Here is a 24,008-nt window from a genome sequence, read left to right as displayed (position 1 = left end):
TGCGTCCGCCCGCCCAGGGCAGCACTCTATCTTTATGTATAGCTACCCGCGACAAAGGGCTGCGGGCGCGTTGATTTTAACGGCGGTTGCAGATGAGGCAACCGCTGGACGAATTGTAGACAGTTGGTGCGGCGCGGAGTTCAACGGCTCGAAACGCCGGCCCGACATAACACAGTAATATCCGCGGCCGAGGGCTGCGAATCAATAGGAGGTTTTCCGTGAATATGGCGACGGTGATTACCGACAGCCGCGAAGAGCTGCTGGAGCAGCTGACAGCACTGATCCGGGAAAAGCTTGCGGGGGAGGCGGAGCCGGTGGTGGATTTTGCCGGGCAGTTCCTGCACCAGTACCCGATGGAGGACCTGGCCGGCCGCCGCCTGGCCGACATATACGGCTGTATCTACACCTGGTGGAACTTTATCCAGGACCGCGCTCCGGATACCCCCAAGGTGCGGGTATGCAATCCGCGCCTGGAGGATGACGGCTGGGAGTGTTCGCACACGGTGGTGGGGGTGCTGCAGCGGGACATGCCATTTCTGGTGGACTCGGTACGCATGGAAATCAACCGCCGCAACACGGTGATCCACTCCATCAAGAGCACGATACTGCATCTGCGGCGCGGCCGCGGCGGCAAGCTGCTGGAGTTGTTGCCGCGCTGTCAGGTCGGAGAGGAGCCCGGAGCGGATGTATCCGGCGAGGCGCTGATCTATGTGGAGATCAACCTGGACACCTCGACAGGGCACGCCGCGGATCTGGTCGTGGCGTTGAAAGATGTGCTCGGGGATGTGGAGCTGGTGGTGGACGACTATTTACCCATGCTCGACACCTGCAGCGCTATGGAAGACCAACTGCACGTAGGCCTGGCCGGGGGCGGGCTCGCCGAGGGCGACGGCAACCTGCAGGAGGCCTGCGCCTTCCTGCAGTGGATGCGCGACGGCAATTTCACCTTCCTCGGCTACCGCGAATATGAATTCTGCCAGCAGGGTGACAACAAGAAGGTCCTCTGCGAGGTGGAACAGCGCCGCCTGGGGATTTTCAAGAAGCTGGAGGAGCCGGCGGAGCCCACGCCGGAATACGCCTTCAACGAGGGCAAGCAGAAGTTCTACCAGGGCCCGAATTTCCTCACCTTCGCCAAGTCGTCGGTGAAGTCCCGGGTGCATCGCGCCGCCTATTCCGACTATGTCACCATCAAGCGCTACGACGCCAAAGGGGAGTTGATCGGCGAGTCCGCATTCATGGGCCTGTACACCTCGCCGGTGTACACCGAGAGCCCGGCCAAGATCCCGATCATCCGCCGCAAGATGGCCTCGGTGATGGAGTCCAGCGCTCTCGCGCCCCACAGTCACGACGGCAAGACGCTGCGCCGCATCCTGGATACCTTTCCCCGCGACGAACTCTTCCAGAGCAGCACCCGGGAACTGTTCCACACGGTGATGGGCGTGCTGAGCATGAACGAGCGCGCGCATATCCGCCTGTTTATGCGCCGGGACCCCTTCGGCAAGTTCGTCACCGCCACTGTGTATGTGCCGCGGGAACAATTCAACAGTACTGTGCGCGAACAGATCTGCGAGCATATCGCCAGGGCCGTCAAGGCCAAGGAGTCCGATTTCACCACCTATTTTTCCGAGTCCATTCTCGCGCGGGTGCACTTCGTGTTTCGCGTTTCCCCCAGCGAGCCGGTGGACATCGACGTAGCGCGACTGGAGGCGCAAATCGTGGACATTACCCGCTCCTGGGAAGACGTATTCCAAAAATCCCTGATCGAAAACCACGGCGAGGAAGAGGGCAACCGCCTCTACAGTGTCTACGGCCGCGCCTTCCCCGCCGGCTACCGGGAGGATTTCGAGCCGCGCATCGCGGTGCAGGATGTGGCCGCGATTCAGGACCTGAACGAGCAGAACCGCGTGGCCATGAGTTTCTACCAGCCGGTGGGCGCGGCGGCGGGCAGCCTGCGCTTCAAGGTGTTCAACTGGGGCAGCGGGCTCACCCTGTCCGATGTGATTCCGGTGCTGGAAAACCTGGGTCTGCGGGTGATCGGTGAATTCCCCTACACCATTCGTCCCCACGCCGCCGCCGATGTGTGGATGCACGAGTTTTACCTGGAGTTCGGCTTGCCCACCCGTGTGGACGCCCAGGCCTCCCGCGGCCTGTTCCAGGACGCCTTCGCGGCTATCTGGAGCAATGTGGCTGAGAGCGACGCCTTCAACCGCCTGGTACTGGCGGCGCGCCTCAACTGGCGCGAGGTCTCCATGCTGCGCGCCTACGCCCGCTACCTGAAACAGACCAAATTCAGTGCCAGCCAGGGATATATCGCCGCCACTCTGGCCAACCACGTGGAGATAACCCGCAATCTGGTGGCGCTGTTCCGCGCCATGTTCGATCCGCGCATCAGCGGCGACCGGCAGGACCAGACCCGGGTGGAGCGGCTGATCAAAAAAATCCACGACGGGCTCGATGGTGTCGATAACCTGAACGAAGACCAAGTGATCCGCCGTTACCTGGAACTGATCCTGGCCACGCTGCGCACCAACTTCTTCCAACTGGGTAAGGACGAGCAGCCCAAAGACTATATCTCCATCAAGTTCAGCCCGCGGGAAATTCCCGGTATTCCCGAGCCCCGCCCGGAGTTCGAAATCTTCGTCTACTCACCGCGGGTTGAGGGTGTGCACCTGCGCGGCGGCAAGGTGGCCCGCGGCGGCTTGCGCTGGTCCGACCGCCTGGAAGACTTCCGCACCGAGGTACTGGGGTTGGTAAAGGCGCAGAACGTCAAGAATGCGGTGATCGTTCCCAGCGGCGCCAAAGGTGGCTTCGTGGTGCGCCAGCCCCCGGTGGACGGCAGCCGCGAGGCGATCATGGAAGCGGGGATCGCCTGCTACCAGACATTTGTTCGCGGCTTGCTGGATATTACCGACAACCTCAAGGACGGCGAGGTGGTGACTCCCGAACAGGTGATCCGTCGCGACGGCGATGACCCCTATCTGGTGGTGGCCGCGGACAAGGGCACCGCTACCTTCTCTGATATCGCCAACGGTATCGCCGCCGAGTACGACTTCTGGCTCGGCGACGCCTTCGCCTCCGGAGGCAGCCAGGGCTACGACCACAAGAAGATGGGTATCACTGCCCGCGGCGCCTGGGTGTCGGTGCAGCGGCATTTCCGCGAGATGGACGTGGACGTGCAGAGCGAGGATTTTTCGGTGATCGGTATCGGCGATATGGCCGGCGATGTTTTTGGCAACGGCATGCTGCTGTCGGAGCATATCCGCCTCGTGGGTGCCTTCAATCACCTGCACATTTTTGTCGACCCCGAGCCGGATGCCGCGGCGGGTTTCGCCGAGCGCAAGCGCCTGTTCGAACTGCCGCGCTCCAGTTGGACTGACTACAACAGTAAGTTGATTTCCAAAGGCGGCGGTATTTTCGAGCGGCGCGCCAAGTCGATAAAGATCACCCCGGAAATGAAAAAAGCCTTCGACATCGAAGCGGACCAGCTCAATCCCAACGAGCTGATCAGCGCCATGCTCAGGGCACCGGTGGACCTGATCTGGAACGGCGGCATCGGCACCTACGTCAAGGCCGGCACCGAGTCCCACGCCCAGGTGGGGGACAAGTCCAACGACGTGCTGCGGGTCAACGGCCGCGAGCTGCGCGCCAAGGTGTTCGGCGAGGGTGGCAACCTGGGCATGACCCAGCGCGGGCGCATCGAGTTCGCCCTCAACGGCGGCCGCTGTAACACCGATTTTATCGACAATGCCGGCGGCGTCGACTGCTCCGACCACGAGGTGAACATCAAGATCCTCCTCAACAAGGTGGTGGCCAACGGTGACCTCACCGACAAGCAGCGCAACCAGCTGTTGGAGGAAATGACCGACTCGGTATCGGAGCTGGTGTTGAATAACAACTACAACCAGACCCGCGCGCTCAGCGTGGCGGAATTCCAGGTGGCTGCGCGCATCGACGAATACCGGCGGACCATCAACGCCCTGGAGAGCGAGGGCCGCCTGCGGCGCGCACTGGAATTTATTCCCGACAATGAGCAGCTCAACGAGCGCCAGAACCGCGGCCAATACCTGACCCGCCCGGAGCTTTCGGTGCTCATCTCCTACGTGAAGGTGAAACTGAAGGAAGAGCTGCTCAACGCCCAGATCACCGACAATCCACGGGTGCAGGAGGTGGTGGAATCCGCCTTCCCCGGGGAACTGGTGGTCCGCTACCGGGAGCTGGTCTACGACCATCCGCTGCGGCGCCAGATCGTCGCCACGCAGGTGGCCAACGAACTGGTCAACAATATGGGGATTACCTTCTATCACCGCATGAGCGGTGCTACCGGTGCGGATATCGACACTGTCGCCGCCGCCTATATCTGTGCGCGGGACGTCTACCTGATGGATGAGTTCCAGCAAAGCGTGGCTGAGTTGGACTACAAGGTTTCCTCCCAGTTGCAGCTCGAGCTGCTCAACTCCATGATCGGCCGCGTGCGCCGCGCCGCGCGCTGGTTTATCCGCAACCGCCGCGGCGAACTGGAGCCGGCACAGGAGCGCAGACTATTTCAGGAATCGGTGCAACGGGTGATCACGGCGCTGCCGGAAGTGCTGAGCGGTGAGCCGCGCCGGGAGTGGGAAGAGCATTACCAGAGCCTGCTGGAAGCCAGTGTACCGGAGCCGGTGGCGCTGTTGGCGGCTTCGCCCACTCATCTTTATTCGGCACTGGGAATTTCCCAATCCGCCCTCGTAAGCGAGCGGCCGGTGGAGGAGGTGGCAAGTATCTACTTCCGCCTGGCAGACGCCTTGGACCTGCACTGGTTCGGCAACCAGATTATCGCCCTGCCGATGGACACCTTCTGGCAGACGCAGGCCCGCGAGACCAGTATGGACGATCTGGATGGCCAGCTCTCCAGCCTGGCGGTGAATATCCTGCGCCTGGCTGGGGATGGGAACCTGGATGTGGATGGCGCCATGGCCCTCTGGGGCGATATCATGGCGCCGGCGATACAGCGCTGGAACAACATCCTCGCGGAACTCAAGTCCGCGCCGGGGGGGGACTTCGCCATGTTTACCGTGGCCCTGCGCGAGTTGATGTACCTGGCCAACGCCACCGCGGACCAGGAGTCGCTGGTGTAGGAGCGGCCGTTGGCCGCGATCGAACTGCTGCGGATCGCGGCCAACGGCCGCTCCTACAGGTAAAACGACAGAATTATTAAGGAAAGGCATGTATTCACATCTGCGCAAAGCCCTGTTTGCGCTCGATCCCGAACGGGCCCACCACCTGTCCCTGGACGCCATCGGCGCAGCTGAGCGGTTGGGACTGATCAACCTGTTCAGCAAACCGGTTCCGGATGACCCGGTGGAGTTGATGGGCCTCACTCTGCCCAACCCCGTGGGCCTGGCGGCGGGTCTGGACAAGAATGCCCAGGCATTCAACGGCCTTGGCGCCCTGGGCTTCGGCTTCGTGGAAGTGGGCACGGTGACTCCGCGCCCGCAGCCGGGCAATCCGCAGCCGCGCCTGTTCCGCCTGCAGGAGGCGGAGGCGATTATCAATCGCATGGGTTTCAACAACCTGGGGGTGGATTACCTGGTGCAGCGGGTCAAGCGTCGCCGTTACGGCGGCGTACTCGGCATCAATGTGGGCAAGAATTTCGATACTCCGGTGGAACGGGCGGCGGACGACTACTGCCTGTGCATGGAAAAAGTCTACCCCTATGCGGACTACATCACCGCCAACGTCTCCTCCCCCAACACCAAAGGGCTGCGGGACCTGCAGTTCGGCGAGAGCCTCGACCGGCTGCTGGGCGAGATCAAGGAGAAGCAGCTGCAACTGGCCCAGAGCTGTGGCCGCTCGGTGCCACTGGCGGTGAAGATAGCGCCGGATATCGATGACGAGGCCATCGCCCGGATCGCCGAATCGTTGCGCGAATATGAGATTGAAGGGGTGATCGCTACCAACACCACTGTCGACAAGTCCTCGGTGGCCCATCTTCCCCACGGCAGGGAAGAGGGTGGCCTGAGTGGTCGGCCGCTGGCGGAGAAGTCCACCCGGGTGATTGCACAGCTGGCGCGGGAACTGCGTGGGCAGATTCCGATCATTGGCGTCGGTGGTATTTTTGACGGCGCCAGTGCTGTGGAGAAAATTCGCGCTGGTGCCACCGCGGTGCAGATTTACTCCGGCTTTATCTACCGTGGTCCGGCATTGGTGAAAGAGGTGGTGGAGGCGATTGCCATTTTGCGCCAGCAGGGGGCGGGCGGTCGCTAATATGGCCCTGATCCCCGAGTATGGAACCCGGGGAGGTGGATAGTCACTTTGCGCCTTGCGGTATGCGTCCCCCGAGACGGGTCGGGCCGCTACATAGTGCTCCAGCCGTCCGGATGGTGCACATTGGTGGTTACCGCTCGGTAGGTTTCCAGTTTTTGCGCTGTGACTGAACCTTCAAACCCGTTCCAGTAATCCTCCCGGCCTTCCCGCCAGCCATTGATCCAGGCTTGGTGAAGCTCTTCATTTTCAAAGGGACAATTATCCATGGCTTTGTTTTGAGTGGCGGCCAGATAGCCTTTGTAGAAGGCTCTGTCGGACTGGTTGCGTTTTTGGCGTTTCATAAGGTTTGGGCACCTCTTGCCGTTCGCAGGTTTTCACTCCCCGATATTCAAGGATATGGTGAAAACCCGTGAAATAAAAAAGCGCTCGCCGCCGCGCGCTGTTTCATTCGCTGTGCACTGTTGGGTTCACATTGCGGGAACCGGTTGGCATCCTTTGAGCTGGCGGTTATGAGCGCAGCCCCCAGTAGAGCAAAAAGCACCTGGCCTGTGAACGAACGCTTTCATCTGAAGAGAAATGGTAATAGAAGAAATTTGCATAGCGGGGAAATCTTCCCAAAATTGTCGCCTTGTCGCCTTGTCGCCTTGTCGCCTTGTCGCCTTGTCGCCTTGTCGCCTTGTCGCCTTGTCGGCACAGTTTCCGCTTGAGTGAGAGACAGGATTTTGACTGACGTTATCGACTTTACCGCCAGCTGCCCCCGGGGCCTAGAGAGCCTGCTGGCGGAGGAGCTGCGCGCCCTGGGCGCCGGCACGACCCGCGAACAGCCCGCCGCGGTGCACTTCTCCGGTTCCCTGCAACTGGCTTACCGCTGCTGCCTGTGGAGCCGCCTGGCCAATCGCGTGCTGCTGCGCCTGGGGCAGGTCCGGATTGCCGATGCGGAAGATCTGTATCGCGCCGTGGCCGGGATTCCCTGGGAGGAGCATATCAATCCCTCCGGCGTACTCTGGCTGCAGTTCTCCGGTACCAACCGGGAGATCCGCAACAGCCAGTTCGGCGCCCAGAAGGCCAAGGACGCCATCGTCGACCGGCTGCGCCGCCAGAGCGGTGCGCGGCCGGAGATAGACCGCCGACATCCGGACCTGACCGTGGCCCTGCGCCTGCAGCGGGACACGCTGGATATCGCCATCGACCTCAGCGGCACGAGCCTGCACAGGCGCGGCTACCGCACCCATATCGGCGCTGCGCCCCTGAAAGAGAACCTCGCTGCTGCACTGCTGTTGCGCGCCGGCTGGCCGGACATCGCCGCCGATGGCGGCGCGCTGCTGGACCCCATGTGCGGCTCCGGTACCCTGCTCATCGAAGGGGCGATGATGGCGGCGGATATTGCGCCGGGACTATTGCGCGAGGAATTCGGTTTCGAGCGCTGGCTCAACCACCAGAGCGATCTGTGGATGCCGCTGCGCGAAGAGGCGCTGGAGCGCCGGCGGCAGGGGCTGGAACGGGAACTGCCGGAAATCCGCGGCTATGACGCCGACGCCAAGGTTCTGTTTGCCGCCGAGGCCAATATCGCCCGCGCCGGGCTGGAAAAGCAGGTGCGGGTCAGCTGTCGTCCGGTGGCGGCCTTCAAGGTGCCCAGTCACCGCCAAGTGAAACCCGGACTGGTATTGACCAATCCCCCCTATGGCGAGCGCCTGGGCGAACAGGAAGCACTGCGCGAGACCTACGCGGAATTGGGTCGGCAGCTGAAAAAGGAATTCCCCGGTTGGTCGGTGGGCATTTTTACCGGCAACCCAGAGCTGGGCCACGCCACCGCCCTGCGCTCCCACAAGCAGTACCAGCTGTACAACGGCAGTATTCCCAGCCAGCTGCTACTGTTTCGTATCCGCGAGCAGTCCTCAGAAAGCCGGGTGGAAGAGGAGGGGCGTCGAACGCTTTCTGCGGAAGTGGAGATGGTGGCCAACCGGCTGCGCAAGAACCTGCGCACCACAGGCAAATGGGCGCAGAAGAGCGGCATAAGCTGCTACCGCCTGTACGACGCGGACCTGCCGGAATACGCTGCGGCGATCGACCTCTACCACTCGCTGGAAGGCGAGTTGTTTGCCCATGTACAGGAGTACAAGGCGCCGGCGAACATCCCGGAGGAAAAGGCCCAAGCGCGGCTGCGCGACTTGGTGCGCGCGGTTCAATCGGTGCTGGAGCTGTCCGGGAAAAATATCAGCATCAAAGAGCGCCGCCGTCACAGCCACAAGGGTGGTGGCCAGTACCGCAAACACTCCGATACCGCCTCCGCCTTCTGGGTGGACGAGTACGGCGCGCAATTGGAAGTAAACCTGTGGGCTTACCTGGACACCGGGCTCTTCCTGGACCACCGCCCGGTGCGTCAGTACCTGCGCAAACTGGCCCCGGGGAAGAAATTTCTCAATCTGTTTTGCTATACCGCCAGCGCCACGGTACAGGCGGCGCTGGGCGGTTGCGTGCAGAGCACCAGCGTGGATATGTCGAAAACCTACCGGGAATGGAGCGCGCGCAACTTCCAGCGCAACAACCTGGACCCCTACCGGCACCAACTGGTGGAGGCGGACTGCCTGCAGTGGCTGGAAGCCGCGCAGCAGAACCGTCGCGGCCATTACGACCTGATTTTCATGGACCCGCCCAGTTTTTCCAACTCGGCGAAAATGCGCGGCGTCTTGGATATTCAGCGGGACCACCCAAAATTGATCCGCCAGTGCATGGCTTTACTGGCCCCCGGGGGTTCTCTGGTTTTTTCCAATAATTTGCGCACATTCAAAATGGACGAAGCTATTTGTGCGGAATTTCGGGTGGAGAATTTACCGCTGCTGGACAGGGATTTTCAGCGCAATCCGAAAATTCACAATGTTTGGGAAATCAGGCGAAACGATGAAGGGTGAATGTGGGATGTGCGATCTGACATAGCGGTGTAGCAGCGGCCGTTGGCCGCGATTGCATCTCGCCGGCCTGAATGGCCGATCGCGGCCAACGGCCGTTCTGCTGCACAAAATTCCGCATTGATAAGGCATATTCCTGTGCCGGAGATCTGGCCGCCTCCGCCCACCGGGCAGATCAGAGTATCCACTGAATACTCACCGCTGGCCACTCATTCCAGTTCCATTACCACGCGGAAGCCGACTGTCTTGGAAACGGTGTGTTCGCTCAGGCCGGTGCGGTAGTCGGAACTGATATTGTCCAGGGGTTCGCGCATGGAGCCGCCGCGCACGCTGCGCAGCTCGCATTTGTCTACCACCACCGGCTGGCCGTCGTTACGGCTCTGGCCGTAACCGTTCAGGTAGCAATCCTCTACCCACTCGGCCACATTGCCGGCGGTGTCGAAGAGGCCGAAGCGGTTGGCCTGGTAGTGGCCCACGGGCGCGCTGGAGTAGCTGAACAGGCCGTTGAACTCACTGGAGCAGCCGCGGCGGCAGTTGGCTTTGCCGCGGGCTTCGCTGCCGCCCCACCAGAAGGGGTACGACACACCGCCGCGGGCGGCGTACTCCCACTCGGCCTCGCTGGCCAGGCGGTAGCGGCGTCCGGTCTGGCCGGACAGCCAGCGGGCGTAGTTCCGCGCATCCCGCCAACTCACGTTGATTACCGGTCGGTCGCCGCGGCCCCAGCCGGCATCGCCGGGCAGGGCGGCGTCGGTGGCCTTGGCATAGCGGTCGTATTCGTCGAAAGTGATTTCGTAAGTGGAGATGGCGAATGGTTTGCCAATGGTGACCCGATGCGCCGGGCTGGAGGCGTCGCGCTGGTCGTTGCCCATGGTAAAGCTGCCGGCCCCGATCACCACCATCTGCGGGCCGGTGCCGCCGTCCGGCAGGGGAGAGCGAATCTTTTTGCCGGGGTAGTAGGCGCGTTCCAGAGTTACCGGCACCGTGAGGTCGCTATCTTTTATCTCCATCCAGCGGCGCAACGTGGTATAGCCGGGTCGGCTCACTTCCAGATCGTACTTGCCCGGCTCCAGAAGAATACCCGGGCGGTAACGGGGATTGATGTTCATGACCCGCACCCGCGCATCGCGGGGCCGCGGCTGCACGGTGAGACGGTATTTCGGGGTTTCCACCACGGGTTTGATGGCCGCAGTCCCTTCTTCGCTTGGGATGGTATCGGAGGATTCCTCGGTCTCCGGCTCGGTTTCCTCGGTCCTGGCGGTTTCCACCGGGGTATCCGTTGTGGGGATCTCTTCCAGTGGGGCCGGCGGTTCGATGCTCTGTTGAAGGGGCGCCTGTGGGGCCTCCTGTTCGGGCTCCGGTTCGCTGGGTGCCGCTGCGGCCACCAGAGGGGTTTTGGGGACCGCTGCGGGCGCCTGTTCCGGTACCAGCAGAGAGGCGGTGTAGTCGCTGGCGCTGTCCAGCAGGGAAGAGCCGGATTGCCACTGCAGCTTGTAGCCGATCAGGCTGAACAGCATCCAGCCGAACACCAGGGATACCGACACCAGGCCGCCGAACAGCCACTGGCGGCGCTTGCGCGGCGGCGCCTGCTGGATCACCTGGTGGATGCGCATGATGGTTGCCTGCTCGGCGCGAGGGTGGTTTTCGTGCAGGGGTTTGTCGCGCCAGCGGGCCCAGGCGGCGGCGATCTGGTCGCTCAGGGTGCCGTAAAGGGTCATCAGCAGGGCGCGCAGCAGGCTGGAGACACGCACCGAGGTGTTGTTGAGCTGGGTGGCCTGGGTCGAGGGCTTGCCGGCCAGGGTGGCTATCAACTGGTCGATGGCGTCCACCACGTCCAGCCCGCGCTGGAAGCGCTGTTCCGGGTCCTTGGCCAGGAAGCGGTCGATCAGGCTCTGATACAGGGAGTGGCGCGCCGGCAGCTTGGGGATCGGGTCGGTGAGGTGCTTGATGGCGATGGCCACCGCCTCGTCCGCCTGGAAGGGCACTGCGCCGGCGAGCATCTCGTAGAACACCACACCCAGGCTGTAGAGGTCGGCGCGCCCGTCGATGGCGGTGCCGCGGGCCTGTTCGGGGCTCATGTAGTGGGGCGTGCCCACCACCATACCGGTACTGGTCATGCGTGTGGTCCGCGCGATTGCCCGGGCCACCCCGAAGTCGGTGAGTACTGCGGAGCCGTCCTCGCGAAACAGGATGTTTTCCGGTTTCAGGTCGCGGTGCACATAGCCCTTGCCGTGGGCGTGATCCAGCGCCGTGGCGATCTGGCGGATGATATTCAGCGCCTCCAGTGGATCTATACTCCCCTCGGACAGGCGATCGGAGACCGAGCCACCGGGCATGTAGTCCATGGCGATATAGTTGAGGCTGCGGTAGCGGCCGATATCGTGGATGCCGACGATATTGGGGTGGGAGAGCTGGCCGACGATATTGGCCTCGCGCTGGAAGCGCTCGCTGAACACCGGATCGGCGTTGAGCACGGGCGACATGACCTTGAGCGCCACCTGGCGGCCAACGCTGCGCTGGATAGCCAGGTACACGGTGGACATGCCGCCCTGGTTGATCTTCTTCAGGATGCGGTAGCCGGGGATTTCCAGCGATGTGGCGGTATTGGCGGTATTGGTGCTGACGACTTCCATTGAACCCTATTCCTTGCCTCTTTACCCAAACTGCCGGGCGACCAGTGTAGCCAGCAGGCCCAACAGGGCGAGCGCACTCAGGACAGGGAGTATTTTGCCGCGAAATTTCGATCGGGGCGCGGAAGGGTGTGGCGTACGGCCTGTGCGGAAAGTCCACTTTCCGGATGTTGCTGGCGTCTTATCCGGCGCGCTGATCAGTTGTACGGTGATATTGTCCTTTCCCCCGGCGTCCAGCGCGGCGGCCACCAGCAGGTCCGCGGCGCGGCGGTTGTCGCTGTTGGCCGCAAGAACCTGGGCTATCTGTTCCGGCTCCACCTCGGCGCTGAGGCCGTCGCTGCACAGCAACAGTTTCTGTCCCGGCCGCCAGGGGGCGGAAACCCGGTCTATCTCCAGGCTGGGATTGGCGCTGCCGCCGATACAGCGGGTGATTACATGGCGGTTGGGGTGGTTGGCGGCTTCCAGCGGATTGATTGCACCGGAATCCACCAGCATCTGCACGTAGGAGTGGTCGTTGGTGAGCTGCTTCAGTTGGCCGCCGCCCTCTCCGGGAGTCCAGAGATAGGCGCGGCTGTCGCCCACCCAGTAGATATGGAAGTAGGCACCGTCTTCTGCCACGACCACGGCGGTGGAGCCCATATTGGCAGTATTCTGTTCGTCCCCCAGGAGCAGGGCGTGAGCGCGCTGCAGGGCTCGCTCGTAGTGGCGGTCGCTGGCCGCGGAGCGCTGGATTTCCTCCACCACGGTCTTGCTGGCGATCTCTCCGGCCTGGTGGCCACCCAGGCCGTCGGCCACCACCCAGACACCGCGCTGCTCGTCGGCCCAGCATGCGTCTTCGTTCTGTTCGCGCTTGTAACCGGGGTGGGTGGCGCTGGCGCTCCGCCCGGCGCCGCTGGCGCGCTTGACCGTCCCGCTGTGCCGCGATACCTCGCGTACTTTGGCTTCACTCACTGGCGTGCAACTACCTTTATTGTGGTTAACCCGGTTGTCGGTGTGTCTGCTCGACTCTGCAGCGGTTGCAGCGGTCCAGCCTGTGTCCGCCCCGGTGGTCTATCCCTGTCTGCGTGCCGTGCATATTAGAACCCAGGGGCGCGGCGGGCTGCAAACGGAATCACACGCGGGGCAAATTCCTCGTGATAAACTCGCGCCGGCAACCAGTTATCAATGAACAGTGATCGACTGTTGGTTGCCAGTGGATTTTTGTTCATTGCTTATTGATCATTGCTTATTGATCACCGGGGAATCTTATATGTTCAAACTTTGCGATCTCAAGGACGCCAGCCAGAGCGTATGGCTGGTAGCGCCGAAAGTGACCATCGGGCGCGCCGGCAGTTGTGATCTGACCATCGCGGACGACGCCGTGGCCAAGTTGCACGCCGAGGTGGCGGTGGAGGACGATCAACTCACCCTGCACAACCTGGCCGGTGCCGGCTTGGTCGCAGTCAACGGCCAGCCGGTGGAGGGCAGTTGCCCGCTACAACTGGGCGACCAGGTAAAGATCGGCGGGCGCATACTCGCGGTGCTGGATCCCAAGGTGACCAAACTCAAAGCCAGCGCCGGCAGCGGTGTTTCCTGGGCGCTGCGCGCCAACCACCCGGCGATTGCCGGCAGGGTGTTCCCGGTACGGGAAACCAGTGTGGTGGGCCGCTCAGACGAGTGCGATATCACTTTTTCCCTATCTCATCTGTCCCGCCGGCACGCGCGCCTGGAAGTGCGCGAGGGCCTGTTGTTTGTAATCGACCTGGGTTCCGCCAACGGCACCTACCTGAACAACCGGCGTGTGGTGGAGAGCCGCGTGCGCCGCGGGGACGAACTGCGTTTCGATACCCTCAGCTTCAGCGTGGTGGGTCCTGCGGATGACCGCGATAAAACCACAGTGCGCCCGGCGGTATCTCTGCCCCAGGACAAACCGGCAACCGCGGATGCGGCGCGGGCGGCTGCGGCGCGCCCGCAACCGGTCTCCGGCTCGGAACCCACGCGGGAACGGCGCCGCTACGAGGGCGATTCCGCGCTGGCTGAGGGCGGCGGCAGCGGCTGGATCTGGGTGGGCGGCCTGCTGCTCACCGCGGCGGCGGTCGGCTATTTCTGGGCGCACAACCAGGGGCTGATCTGACGGTGCCGAAAGACCTGATCCTCTACACCACCCTGGGCTGCACTCTGTGCGAAAAAGCCAAAGCGGAGATCTGGCCGCTGCTGGAGCAATTCCAGCTTCGCCTGCGTGAAGTGGACATCGCCGACGATTCCCAACTGCTGGACCGCTTCGAAACGCGTATCCCACTGGTGGGGCTGGGGGATCCGGGGGATGTCTGCGGCTGGCCTTTTGATCGGCAGCAGCTACGGGAATGGCTCCTGCGCCGGCTCCCGGAACTGTAGGAGCCGGCTTGCAGGCGAAACTGCACCACGAGCTCAACCTTTCCGCACTTTGCCGGCCAGTTCATCCACTGGGAAGTTTGGCTCCTGTTGCGCCAGCTTCTCCGACAATATTGCCGCCAGGACTTCGTACCGTGGCGATTGGGCGGAACCGGCTCCAACCACTGCTATTGCAAACACCACATACAGTGAGGGGGGGATCGTCTCGAAATTGACTACACCGAACAAAAGTGCCGCCGATAGAAGTAAGAATGCCAAACCTATGGCTACTTGTAGCTTGCGTTGCCGCCTCACCCACCGCTCGGCGGTACGGATGAGGCGGATTTCCCTTTGAGTAAAATGCATCAAGCTGTCCCCAGGTAGATCACCGTAATAGCGCTGGCCAGGTTATTGCCCGCGTGCAGCAGAATCGGCAGTAGCACCGAGCCGCTTTTCTCCCGCGCCAGGCCCAATAGCAGCGACAGGGCGAAAATAAAGCTCAGCTGGCCCAGTGGTACTGGCCAAAGTGCAGTGAGGTAAACAATACCGAAGTCAGCAGCAGGGTGCCAGAGAGCCCAAGGCGCGTGTGCCGCCAGGCGCTGAACAGGTAGCAGCAGCGGCGCCGCCAGAGCAATCATCAGTACCAGCGGCAGGTGGCGGCTGCCTGCCAGCGACTTCATGAACTCTCCCGGATCGATATCCAGTACTTGCACCAACAGCATCTGTACGGCCAGAAACACCAGCAGCGCCGGTAGCCATCTCTCCAAGGGTTTCAGCGGGAATCGGCGCACTGCCAGGGTTTCCCAGCGGGACTGCTGCCTGAAATGCGCCACCAGCAGAACAGCCGGCAGCAGCAGGCAGAACTGGGTCATACTGCCCACCAGCGCCGCTGGCGACTGTATATGCGCTTGTATCTGTGCCTGTATCGCTGCCGAATCGACAAATTGGCCTTGGGCCTCCAGTTGTGCGTCCAGGTAGTATATATAGAAATACGTCCACAAAGTGCAGCATCGCGAAGATACAAAGCCAGCCCGCTGCAGGCCAGGGACGCGGCTGAAGTTTCTCTGTGCCCGCTGTGGTATCCCAATGCGAGTTTTCGTTAGAAATGATTTCCATCTTCTTTACTTATTTAAAGAATCTTCTGTTGCATCTTTCCCCGGATCGCCAGATATCGCTCAAGCCGGGTTCGCCGCCGTTCAGATAGCGCCCAAGAGTAGGATCGCAGATAAATGCTTTTTCGATGAGGTATCCCCCGGCAATTTTTTATTGCCAAGGGAATCGCATTAATGAAATGAGAAGCTAAAGCCTGCGACTCGCTTCCCGTTCGCTCAGCAGCGAGGCCTTTTCCCCACTGCGATAGGCGTAGATCACCGTATAGGCGAGCACGTTCTGGACGTAGTTGCGGGTTTCGTTGAAGGGGATGGTCTCTATCCAGACGTCGTAGGGCAGCCTGTTTCCCGTTTCCTCCAGCCAGCGCGCCACCCGGGTGGGGCCGGCGTTATAGGCGGCGGCGGCGAGAAAGCGGTTGTTGTCGAAGCGGTCCAAGAGTGAATTCAGGTAGTGGCTGCCAAGGGCGATATTGGTGTCGGGGCTGAGCAGGTCCCAGCTGCGCCGGTAGGACACGCCGGCGCGGCGGGCGGTGGCGCGGGCGGTGGATGGCAGCAGCTGCATGAGCCCCAGGGCGCCGGCGCGGGACTTGGCGTCGTGGCTGAAGTGGCTCTCCTGGCGCGCCACGGCGTAGATCAGGTAGGGATTGAGAGCGGTGTTGTCGCCCATGCGCCTGCTGACGTCCGCCACGATATTGGGGAAGGCCAGCGGAAATCTCAGCTCCAGGTCGTCCAGGTAGTCCGCCGCCAGTACCGATCGGATGGACTTGTGATACCAGCCCCAGGAACTCGCCAGCTTGCCGGCGGTAAGCAGCTCCTCGTGGGACATGCCCTCGGTGGCGTAGTCCCACTCCCGACGCGCGTGGTAAAACTCGCCGATGGCCTGCAGCTCCCGCGCCCGTTGCATTGCCGGGTGCGCGGCCAGTTGCTCCACCTGCCTGGGTGTGATCGGCGCCGGCCGGTCCACAAAACTGTAGTTCTCCCCCAGTGTGTCCGCGGCCAGAAAGCCGTAGTAGCTGCGCTCGGCGGCGGCCTTGCGGTACAGCGCCACCGCTTCGTCGGCGCGACCCTTGCTGTAAAGTTCCTCGATGGTGCGGGCCTTCCAGTAGAGCCAGCGGTCGGACTGTTGCTCGCTCTCCGGCAGGCGGTCTATCCAGAATTCCACCTGGGCCCAGTCCAGCTCCCGCAGGGACTGGCGGGCCAGCCACTCGAAAATCCGTGGATCGGAAAAATCCTCGCTGCGCGCGAGCAGTTGCCGCAGCCCCTCCATGTCGTCCTGGCGCGCGAACTGCAATGCCAACCGCCGCAGCAGCACGTCGCGCTCTTCGTCGCTGAACAGGTAGCTGGCCTCGTAGCGGCGCCAGGCCCTGTCGCTGGCCGCGGCGTCCTCCCGGGCGAGCCTATGCAGGCCGTGCAGGACTATATCCCGGTATTCCGGTTCGTCGCTGATAAAGCGGGTGTAATCCGCCAGTTGCGTCGGCTCGCGGTGCACCGAGCGCATCAGTTGGGCGAGCCGCGCCTGCCCGTCTCCCATCTTGCCGGCGATATAGCTCGCGAGGTCCAGGTTGCCGCGCTCCACCGCTAACCGGTGGCGGCGCCAGGCCAGTTCCGGGGTGAGGCCGCCGTCGCCTATCCAGCGGTTAAACGCCGGGTCGCACTCTTCGGGCTGTGAGACGCCAACGGTCCACAACTCCTCCACCAGCTCATAGGCGGCCCGCTTGTCGCCGTGGCGCGAGAGGGCATCGGCGTAGTAGCAGCGCAGGGAGGTGCGGGTGATCTTGTCCGGCCGGTAGTATTCCAGGTAGGCGCGAAAGCGCTCGCGGCTGCCTAGTTCGCGCAGTACGCGGACGCGCATCCAGTCGCCGATGGCGGTGTCGCGGTAGTCGGTGAGAAACTGGTCGATTTCCCCGTAGGGCAGTTGTGGAAGCTTTTTGCTCAGGGCCCAGTAGTCGAGGTAGGGCAGCAGAGGGTAACCGCGCAGCTCCCGCTTCAGTCTCGCGGGTTCGCTTTGGTCGCCGCGGGCGATGGCCGCGCGCGCTTCTCGCAGTTTTTCGCGCTGCGCCACCGCCTTTTCCGCGTCTTCCCCCGCCACCGGTACCGCGGCCACAGCCAGCACCAGAGAGAGCAAAAGTGCGACTCCCTTTGCGTCAATCGACATCAGAATCACCCGATTGAAATTTCGCGCCGGACAATTTAGCAAAACAGCGCGATGATTAATGCGTAAAATATCCGTTTTTACTCAACAGCAAGTGTAGTTAAAGATGTTACTTCAGTTGGACGGTGTTTGTTTACGCTACGGAACCCAGGTGCTCGCGGAGGATGTCAACGCCAAAGTGGATCGCGGGGACCGCATCTGCCTGGTGGGCCGCAACGGGGAGGGCAAATCCAGCCTGTTGCGCCTGATCGCGGGGGAGATAGACGCCGACAGTGGCGAGGTGGTGCGCAGTAGCGGGCTGGTGCTGGCGACACTGGAGCAGGAGCTGCCGTCGGGCTGTGATGATTCCGTCTACCGCTATGTGGCCGGAGGGCTGGGCGATGTGGGCGTCTGGCTGGCGGATTACCGCGCGGAGCCGGACGTGGACCTGCAGGCGCGTATCGAGTCCGCCCACGGCTGGGACCTGCTGCCGCGGATCGACAGCGTGCTGGACCGCCTCGGCCTCAATGGCGAGGACCGGGTGTCGGACCTGTCCGGTGGCTGGCAGCGCCGCGCGGCGCTGGCTCGGGCCCTGGTGACCGAACCGGACCTGCTGATCCTGGACGAGCCGACCAACCACCTGGATATCGCCGCAGTGGAGTGGCTGGAAAATTTTCTCGCCAGCTACCGCGGCGCGCTGTTGTTCGTCAGCCACGACCGCGCTCTGGCACAGCGGTTGGCGAAGACGGTATGGGACCTGGATCGCGGGCAATTGCGCGTGTTCCAGTGTGATTTTGACCGCTACCAGCAGGAAAAGGAGAAGCTGCTGGAGGAAGAGGCGCGGCACGCCGAGCTGTTCGACAAGAAACTCGCCCAGGAGGAGGCCTGGATCCGCCAGGGGATCAAGGCCCGGCGCACCCGCAACGAGGGCCGGGTGCGCGCCCTGCAGGCGCTGCGACGCCAGCGGGAGGCGCGCCGGGATCGGCAGGGCAGGGCGAAAATGGCGCTGGATTCCGGGGAGCTGTCCGGCAAGCTGGTGGCGGAATTGAGCAATGTCTCTTTTGCTTATCCCGGCGAGGAGCCACTGGTCCGCGATCTGTCCTTCACCCTGATGCGCGGCGACAGGGTGGGCCTGATCGGTCCCAACGGCGCCGGCAAAAGTACCCTGATCCGGCTGCTGCTGGGCGAGCTGCAGCCGGATTCCGGGGAGGTGCGCCTGGGTACGAAGCAACAGGTGGCCTACTTCGACCAGCGCCGCGACCAGCTCAATCCCGAACTTTCCGTGCTCGACAATATCGCCGAGGGCAGGGAGTCCATCACTGTCGGTGGCAGGAGCCGCCACGCGATGTCCTATCTGGCGGACTTCCTGTTCAGTGGTATCAAGGCGCGCACACCGGTGGGGGCACTCAGTGGCGGTGAGCGAAATCGTGCGCTGCTCGCCAAGCTGTTCAGTCAGCCGGCGAACATCCTGGTGCTGGATGAGCCCACCAACGACCTGGATGTGGAAACCCTGGAACTGCTGGAGCAACTGTTGCTGGACTTCCCGGGAACCGTGTTGCTGGTCAGCCACGACCGCGCTTTTCTCGACAATGTGGTGGATTCCTGCCTGGCCTTTGAGGGCGAGGGGCGCGTGCGTGAATATGTGGGCGGTTACGCCGATTTCCTGCGCCAGGGAGGAAGCTTTTCAACCGCCGGGGAAAGGCAGCAGCCAGAGGCTCAGAAGCCGGAGAGCAAGCCGGATTCAGGTACCCCGCCGGCGGCGAAAAAGAAAAAGCTCAGTTACAAGTTGCAGCGCGAATTGGACAGCCTGCCGGGGCAGATCGAACAGCTTGAAGAGGAGATCGGAAAGCTGGAATCAGCCGTGGCACAGCCGGACTTTTATCAGCAGGAGCAGTCACTGGTAGAGGAGAAACTGAGCCTTCTGGCGGAGCGGCAGGCGCAACTGGAGGTGGCGTTTGAGCGCTGGGCGGAGCTTGACAGTGATCAGTGATCAGTGATCAGTGATCAGTGATCAGTGATCAGTGATCAGTGATCAGTACAAAATAAACCTGTTCACTGTTCACTGTTCATTGACATGCACCCGCACGGCCAGCACATCGCAGGAGGCGCCGTGAAGGACGCCGTTGGCGGTGGACCCCAACAGCAGCGCCAGGCCGTGGCGGCCGTGACTGCCGATAACGATTAAATCCACTTCCTGTTCTTCCGCCAGGCGGTGAATCTCCGTCGCCGGCTGCCCCAGCACCACGTGCTGGCGCTCCGCGGGGATTCCCAGTCTGTCGGCGGACTTGCGCAACTGATCCTTTGCCTGGTTTTGCAATTGCTCCTGGACCTCCGAGAGGTCCATGGGGATATCGCCGCCGTAGGCGAAGGTCAGTGGCTCAATCACGTGTGCCAGGCTCAGGTCCGCCCCGCAGGCGCCGCTAATATCGGCGGCCTTTTGCAGTACCTGGGAGGACTCCTTCGAGAGGTCCAGGCCAACGAGAATGTGCTTGTAACTGGCCATAGGCGTTCCGCTCCGTGTCTGGACGATGGACTGGCAGGTTGAAAGCTGCTTCATCGGTTAAGAGTCTACTTTAAAAAAAGGTTCTTGACAGAAGCGGCGCCGGGCAACGCAAAATAGGCGCCTTATCCCACCAACAAGGAGTGGTTATGACCGGTTGGCTGCCCCTCATTATTATTCTCTTTGCCATCGTTCTGGTAGTGGGGCCGGTGATGTGGCTGAAGCCCAGTGCCCGGGATCAGCGCCTGGCCACACTGCGCAGCCGCGCCGCCCGGGAGGGGCTGACAGTACAGATGAAATCCCTGCCAGCGGCGGAAGGGCAGGGCAGCGCGGCGGTGTACTTCACCCGCTGGGGGGATGCCCGCCGCCTGCAGACCGGCTGGGTACTGGAGCGGCAGCGGGGTGATCACGAGATGAATTTTTCCGGGCACTGGGACTGGCGCAACGGTCGTGCCGCGCCGGAGGCTGCCTGGGGACCGCTGCGGGAATTGCTGGCCGCGCTGCCGGAGGACGCCACCGCGATTGTCGGCGCCGAGACCGGGCTGGGGGTGCAGTGGCAGGAATCCTCTGGAGATAGGGGAATGACGGCGCTGGAAAAAGCCCTGGAGGCTTCGCGGTCGCCAATAGAGGAAGCAATAAGACAGCCGCGAAACAGCGCCGAACAGGTCGAATAACCACTCAATGGCAGTGGTTATTGGTCTCGCCAGGAGCTTGCGCTGATGGCGGCCAGCGGCCGCTCCTGCAAAATCGTCGATACCCCGGAAAGGTGAAAAAACAGGACGTCGCGCAGCAGTAATTTGCGCTGCTCGCTTGACCGCACCCGGGGCGGAGCTTATATATTCGCGCAGCGCTGGCCTTTGCCAAAGGCTGCCAAGGCTTGCGAAAGCAGTAAATTTTCTATTTAAAATCAAATGCTTATGGGTAAATCACTGGTCATCGTCGAATCGCCGGCCAAAGCGAAAACCATCAACAAGTATCTCGGAAAGGACTTTGTAGTGAAGTCCAGCGTCGGCCATATTCGCGATTTGCCCACCGGCGGCGGAAACCGGCAGCCGGTAGACGCGAAGGAGCGCGCGCGCCGCGCCGCGGAGACGCGCAAGCTTTCGCCGGAGGCCAAGGAGGCCTACAAGCGCAAGAAAAACCGCGAGCAGTTGATCAAGCGCATGGGCATAGACCCGGATCACAACTGGGCCGCCCACTACGAAATCCTGCCCGGCAAGGAAAAAGTGGTGAGTGAGCTACGCAAGCTGGCCGCCAATGCCGACCATATCTACCTGGCCACGGATTTGGACCGCGAGGGAGAGGCCATCGCCTGGCACCTGCGCGAGTCCATCGGCGGCGACGAGGGCCGCTACCGTCGGGTGGTGTTCAACGAGATCACAAAGTCCGCGATCCAGGAAGCTTTCAAGGATCCGGGTCCGCTCAATATCAACCGGGTCAACGCCCAGCAGGCGCGCCGTTTCCTCGATCGCATCGTCGGTTACATGGTCTCGCCACTGCTGTGGGAAAAAGTGGCCCGCGGCCTGTCCGCCGGGCGGGTGCAGTCGGTGGCGGTGCGCCTTGTGGTGGAGCGGGAGAGGGAGATTCGCGCCTTTATCCCCGAGGAGTACTGGACTCTCGCCGCGGATACCAAAACTGCCAAGGCAGATCCGCTGCGCCTGGAAGTCAAAAAGCAGGCTGGCGAAGCCTTTCGCCCGGTCAACGAGGAACAGGCCAGCGCCGCGGTCAAGGCCCTGCAGTCGAGCGAGTTCAAAGTCACCGCGCGGGACGACAAGCCCACCAGTTCCAAGCCCTCGGCGCCGTTTATCACCTCCACCTTGCAACAGGCGGCGAGCAACCGCCTGGGTTTCAGCGTCAAGAAAACCATGATGCTGGCGCAGCGCCTGTACGAGGCGGGCCACATTACCTATATGCGAACCGACTCCACCAACCTGAGCGCGGAGGCGGTTGAATCGGTGCGCGAATTTATCGGTGAGAGCTACGGCGATAAGTACCTGCCGGAAAAGCCCAACAGCTACAGCAGCAAGGAAGGCGCCCAGGAGGCCCACGAGGCGATCCGGCCCTCGGATGTGCGTGTGCAGCCGAATATGCTCTCCGGCGTCGAACGTGACGCCGAGCGCCTGTACAACCTGATCTGGCAGCAGTTCGTGGCCTGCCAGATGACTCCGGCGCAGTTCACTTCCACCTCGGTGGTGGTTACCGCCGGCGACTTCGAGCTGCGCGCCCGCGGGCGCGTGATCCGTTTCGACGGCTTTTTAAAGGTGGCGCCGCCGGTCAGCAAAAAAGACGAAGACCTGCTGTTGCCGGACGTGAAGGTGGGAGAGAAACTCTCGCTGAAAAAACTGGATCCGAAACAGCATTTCACCAAACCACCGGCGCGCTACAGCGAGGCGGCATTGGTGAAAGAGCTGGAAAAGCGCGGTATCGGCCGTCCCTCCACTTACGCCTCAATCATCTCCACTATCCAGGACCGCGGCTACGTCCGCCTGGAAAACAGGCGCTTCTACGCGGAAAAAATGGGAGATATCGTCACCGACCGCCTGAGCGAGAACTTCAAGAACCTGATGGATTACGGTTTTACCGCCAACCTGGAGGAATCCCTGGACACGGTGGCGGAGGGGGAGAAGGGCTGGAAAGAACTGCTCGACGAGTTCTACAGGGACTTCTCCGCGCGCCTGGAAAAAGCCCAGGCCGCCGAGGGCGGCATGCGCCGCAACGCGCCCACGGACACCGATATCGAGTGCAGCAAGTGCGGCCGGCATATGCAGATCCGCACCGGCTCCACCGGCGTTTTCCTCGGCTGCTCCGGCTACGGGTTGCCACCCAAGGAGCGCTGCACCAACACCATGAACCTGGTGTCCGGCGAAGAGGCCGTGGACGCGGACAAGGATGAAGAAGCGGAATCCCGCCAGTTGCGCGACAAGCGCCGCTGTTCCAAGTGCGGCACCGCCATGGACAGCTACCTGCTGGACGAGCAGCGCAAACTGCATATCTGCGGCAACAACCCGGATTGCAACGGCTACGAGGTGGAGAAGGGCACTTTCAAGATCAAGGGCTACGACGGGCCGGTGATCGAGTGCGACAAGTGTGGCAGCGATATGCAGCTGAAGTCCGGTCGTTTCGGCAAGTACTTCGGCTGCACCAGCGAGGAGTGCAAGAACACTCGTAAACTGCTCAAGAACGGCCAGCCGGCGCCACCGAAAATGGATCCGGTGCCCATGCCCGAGCTGCCCTGCCAGAAAGTGGACGACCATTATATTCTGCGCGACGGCGCCTCGGGCCTGTTCCTCGCCGCCAGCCAGTTCCCGAAGAACCGCGAGACCCGTGCGCCGCTGGTAAAAGAGCTTTTGCCACACAAAAGCGAGATCGATCCCAAGTACAGTTTCCTGTTTTCGGCGCCCACCGAGGACGACAAGGGGCGGGATACGGTAGTGCGTTTCAGCCGCAAGACTCAAGAGCAGTATGTCCAGTCCGAGGAAGAGGGCAAGGCCACCGGCTGGCGCGCCTTTTATCGAGACGGCAAGTGGCAGATCGAGGCCGGAAGCGGTGGTACCGCGCGCAAGCCGGCACGCAAGAAAGCGGCCGCGGGCAGATGAGCAATCCCTACACCGGCGCGGTGGCGTCCGCTCTGCGCAAAAGCCAACTGCTCCTTGAAGGAGAGGGCGGGCCCGCGTTGCGACAGGCGGCGGTGCAGGAGGGAGCGATGGTGCAGCTGTGGCGCGCCTACCGCGCCTTTCTCTGCGAACTGGCTTTTCAGTTGCAGCTGGGTTGCGAGCCCGAATCCGCGTCTGAACTCAAGGAGCGGGCCGTTGCCCGCGGTATGGCCTGTGCGGAGGCTGTCGAGTTGCTGGAGCTGCTTGGAGACCCCGGCAGTTGGCTGTCGCAACTGCAGGCCGCGTGGTTGCAACTGTGGAAATTCTCCGGCGGGAGGAGCGAGGGTAATCGGGGAGGGGACAACTTGATTCCGTTGCAAAATCTGTCCACTGCCGAAATTCCAGTTCTCAACGAAGAACTTTTGCAAACGTGGCGCGGAGCCCTCGAAGAGTTGGTGCGGCGCCAGCGCGCGCATATGGAGGAGTGGTAGTCCAGTAGACAGAGATCAGAAATCAGGTGACAGAAAGGGCGAATCTGTCCTCTGACTTC

16 protein-coding genes are annotated in these 24,008 nt (G+C 62.3%); 9 read left to right on the top strand and 7 right to left on the bottom strand.

Annotated features, from left to right (window positions below; translation table 11 throughout):
• Nucleotides 1-224: 224 nt before the first annotated feature.
• Nucleotides 225-5,114, top strand: a complete 4,890-nt coding sequence (locus FHS09_RS11295; protein ID WP_183459937.1) for an NAD-glutamate dehydrogenase — start codon at nucleotides 225-227, stop codon at nucleotides 5,112-5,114.
• Nucleotides 5,115-5,202: 88 nt separating this feature from the next.
• Nucleotides 5,203-6,243 carry a quinone-dependent dihydroorotate dehydrogenase gene (locus tag FHS09_RS11290; protein WP_183459873.1) on the top strand — a complete coding sequence of 347 codons (1,041 nt, stop codon included), beginning with the start codon at nucleotides 5,203-5,205 and terminating at the stop codon, nucleotides 6,241-6,243.
• An 89-nt stretch (nucleotides 6,244-6,332) separates the two neighbouring features.
• On the opposite strand, the gene rmf is transcribed toward FHS09_RS11290, so the two are convergent.
• Nucleotides 6,333-6,584: a ribosome modulation factor gene (gene rmf / locus FHS09_RS11285; protein ID WP_183459871.1), complete on the bottom strand. Its 252-nt coding sequence runs from the start codon at nucleotides 6,582-6,584 to the stop codon at nucleotides 6,333-6,335.
• Nucleotides 6,585-6,965: 381 nt separating this feature from the next.
• Between rmf and rlmKL the strand changes: the two genes are divergently transcribed.
• Complete coding sequence (rlmKL, locus tag FHS09_RS11280) at nucleotides 6,966-9,152, top strand: bifunctional 23S rRNA (guanine(2069)-N(7))-methyltransferase RlmK/23S rRNA (guanine(2445)-N(2))-methyltransferase RlmL (protein ID WP_183459868.1); 2,187 nt, start codon at nucleotides 6,966-6,968, stop codon at nucleotides 9,150-9,152.
• 206 nt (nucleotides 9,153-9,358) lie between these two features.
• Here the strand turns inward: rlmKL and FHS09_RS11275 are convergent, their stop codons facing one another.
• Together FHS09_RS11275 and FHS09_RS11270 are read right to left on the bottom strand one after the other, a co-directional pair.
• Nucleotides 9,359-11,779 (bottom strand): bifunctional serine/threonine-protein kinase/formylglycine-generating enzyme family protein, encoded by a 2,421-nt coding sequence (locus FHS09_RS11275; protein WP_183459866.1) that lies wholly within the window; start codon nucleotides 11,777-11,779, stop codon nucleotides 9,359-9,361.
• Nucleotides 11,780-11,800: 21 nt separating this feature from the next.
• Nucleotides 11,801-12,727 (bottom strand): protein phosphatase 2C domain-containing protein, encoded by a 927-nt coding sequence (locus FHS09_RS11270; protein ID WP_183459859.1) that lies wholly within the window; start codon nucleotides 12,725-12,727, stop codon nucleotides 11,801-11,803.
• 298 nt (nucleotides 12,728-13,025) lie between these two features.
• On the opposite strand from FHS09_RS11270, the gene FHS09_RS11265 reads away from it, so the two are divergent.
• Together FHS09_RS11265 and FHS09_RS11260 are read left to right on the top strand one after the other, a co-directional pair.
• A complete protein-coding gene (locus FHS09_RS11265; protein ID WP_183459858.1) occupies nucleotides 13,026-13,889 on the top strand; it encodes an FHA domain-containing protein in 864 nt (287 codons plus the stop codon).
• A gap of 2 nt (nucleotides 13,890-13,891) precedes the next feature.
• Nucleotides 13,892-14,149, top strand: coding sequence for a glutaredoxin family protein (locus FHS09_RS11260; protein WP_343057473.1), 258 nt, complete (start codon nucleotides 13,892-13,894; stop codon nucleotides 14,147-14,149).
• A gap of 33 nt (nucleotides 14,150-14,182) precedes the next feature.
• On the opposite strand, the gene FHS09_RS11255 is transcribed toward FHS09_RS11260, so the two are convergent.
• From FHS09_RS11255 to FHS09_RS11245, 3 genes are all read right to left on the bottom strand, one after another.
• On the bottom strand, nucleotides 14,183-14,491 hold the full coding sequence (locus FHS09_RS11255; RefSeq protein ID WP_183459853.1) for a hypothetical protein: 309 nt from the start codon (nucleotides 14,489-14,491) through the stop codon (nucleotides 14,183-14,185).
• Nucleotides 14,491-14,997 carry a CPBP family intramembrane glutamic endopeptidase gene (locus tag FHS09_RS11250; RefSeq protein WP_183459851.1) on the bottom strand — a complete coding sequence of 169 codons (507 nt, stop codon included), beginning with the start codon at nucleotides 14,995-14,997 and terminating at the stop codon, nucleotides 14,491-14,493. The genes FHS09_RS11255 and FHS09_RS11250 overlap by 1 nt, the downstream gene beginning before the upstream one ends.
• 427 nt (nucleotides 14,998-15,424) lie before the next feature.
• Nucleotides 15,425-17,389: a transglycosylase SLT domain-containing protein gene (locus FHS09_RS11245; RefSeq protein ID WP_183459849.1), complete on the bottom strand. Its 1,965-nt coding sequence runs from the start codon at nucleotides 17,387-17,389 to the stop codon at nucleotides 15,425-15,427.
• 103 nt (nucleotides 17,390-17,492) lie between these two features.
• Between FHS09_RS11245 and FHS09_RS11240 the strand changes: the two genes are divergently transcribed.
• The gene (locus FHS09_RS11240) at nucleotides 17,493-19,355 is read left to right on the top strand and encodes an ATP-binding cassette domain-containing protein (RefSeq protein ID WP_183459847.1); all 1,863 of its coding nucleotides are present in this window, start codon (nucleotides 17,493-17,495) and stop codon (nucleotides 19,353-19,355) included.
• A gap of 69 nt (nucleotides 19,356-19,424) precedes the next feature.
• Here FHS09_RS11240 and FHS09_RS11235 read toward each other — a convergent pair whose 3' ends face one another.
• Nucleotides 19,425-19,868: a universal stress protein gene (locus FHS09_RS11235; protein ID WP_183459845.1), complete on the bottom strand. Its 444-nt coding sequence runs from the start codon at nucleotides 19,866-19,868 to the stop codon at nucleotides 19,425-19,427.
• 146 nt (nucleotides 19,869-20,014) lie between these two features.
• On the opposite strand from FHS09_RS11235, the gene FHS09_RS11230 reads away from it, so the two are divergent.
• The 3 genes from FHS09_RS11230 (at nucleotide 20,015) to FHS09_RS11220 (ending at nucleotide 23,949) form a co-directional block, all read left to right on the top strand.
• Entirely contained in the window at nucleotides 20,015-20,539 is a 525-nt protein-coding gene (locus tag FHS09_RS11230; protein WP_183459843.1) for a hypothetical protein, read from the top strand.
• A 243-nt stretch (nucleotides 20,540-20,782) separates the two neighbouring features.
• Nucleotides 20,783-23,461, top strand: coding sequence for a type I DNA topoisomerase (gene topA, locus FHS09_RS11225; protein ID WP_183459841.1), 2,679 nt, complete (start codon nucleotides 20,783-20,785; stop codon nucleotides 23,459-23,461).
• Nucleotides 23,458-23,949 carry a DUF6586 family protein gene (locus FHS09_RS11220; protein WP_183459839.1) on the top strand — a complete coding sequence of 164 codons (492 nt, stop codon included), beginning with the start codon at nucleotides 23,458-23,460 and terminating at the stop codon, nucleotides 23,947-23,949. The genes topA and FHS09_RS11220 overlap by 4 nt, the downstream gene beginning before the upstream one ends.
• The last annotated feature ends 59 nt before the right edge of the window (nucleotides 23,950-24,008 follow it).

This window comes from Microbulbifer rhizosphaerae (genome assembly GCF_014191725.1).
GTDB classification, from domain to species: domain Bacteria; phylum Pseudomonadota; class Gammaproteobacteria; order Pseudomonadales; family Cellvibrionaceae; genus Microbulbifer; species Microbulbifer rhizosphaerae.
The sequence above is the reverse complement of the archived record's forward strand: the minus strand, read 5'-3'. Positions and strand labels throughout refer to the sequence as shown.

Coding starts and splice junctions, on each gene's coding strand:
- FHS09_RS11220 (WP_183459839.1), top strand. CDS start 23,458: ATGAGCAATCCCTACACCGGCGCGGTGGCGTCCGCTCTGCGCAAAAGC.
- FHS09_RS11295 (WP_183459937.1), top strand. CDS start 225: ATGGCGACGGTGATTACCGACAGCCGCGAAGAGCTGCTGGAGCAGCTG.
- FHS09_RS11290 (WP_183459873.1), top strand. CDS start 5,203: ATGTATTCACATCTGCGCAAAGCCCTGTTTGCGCTCGATCCCGAACGG.
- FHS09_RS11255 (WP_183459853.1), bottom strand. CDS start 14,491: ATGCATTTTACTCAAAGGGAAATCCGCCTCATCCGTACCGCCGAGCGG.
- FHS09_RS11250 (WP_183459851.1), bottom strand. CDS start 14,997: ATGACCCAGTTCTGCCTGCTGCTGCCGGCTGTTCTGCTGGTGGCGCAT.
- FHS09_RS11240 (WP_183459847.1), top strand. CDS start 17,493: ATGTTACTTCAGTTGGACGGTGTTTGTTTACGCTACGGAACCCAGGTG.
- FHS09_RS11245 (WP_183459849.1), bottom strand. CDS start 17,389: ATGTCGATTGACGCAAAGGGAGTCGCACTTTTGCTCTCTCTGGTGCTG.
- rmf (WP_183459871.1), bottom strand. CDS start 6,584: ATGAAACGCCAAAAACGCAACCAGTCCGACAGAGCCTTCTACAAAGGC.
- topA (WP_183459841.1), top strand. CDS start 20,783: ATGGGTAAATCACTGGTCATCGTCGAATCGCCGGCCAAAGCGAAAACC.
- FHS09_RS11275 (WP_183459866.1), bottom strand. CDS start 11,779: ATGGAAGTCGTCAGCACCAATACCGCCAATACCGCCACATCGCTGGAA.
- FHS09_RS11235 (WP_183459845.1), bottom strand. CDS start 19,868: ATGGCCAGTTACAAGCACATTCTCGTTGGCCTGGACCTCTCGAAGGAG.
- FHS09_RS11265 (WP_183459858.1), top strand. CDS start 13,026: ATGTTCAAACTTTGCGATCTCAAGGACGCCAGCCAGAGCGTATGGCTG.
- FHS09_RS11230 (WP_183459843.1), top strand. CDS start 20,015: ATGACCGGTTGGCTGCCCCTCATTATTATTCTCTTTGCCATCGTTCTG.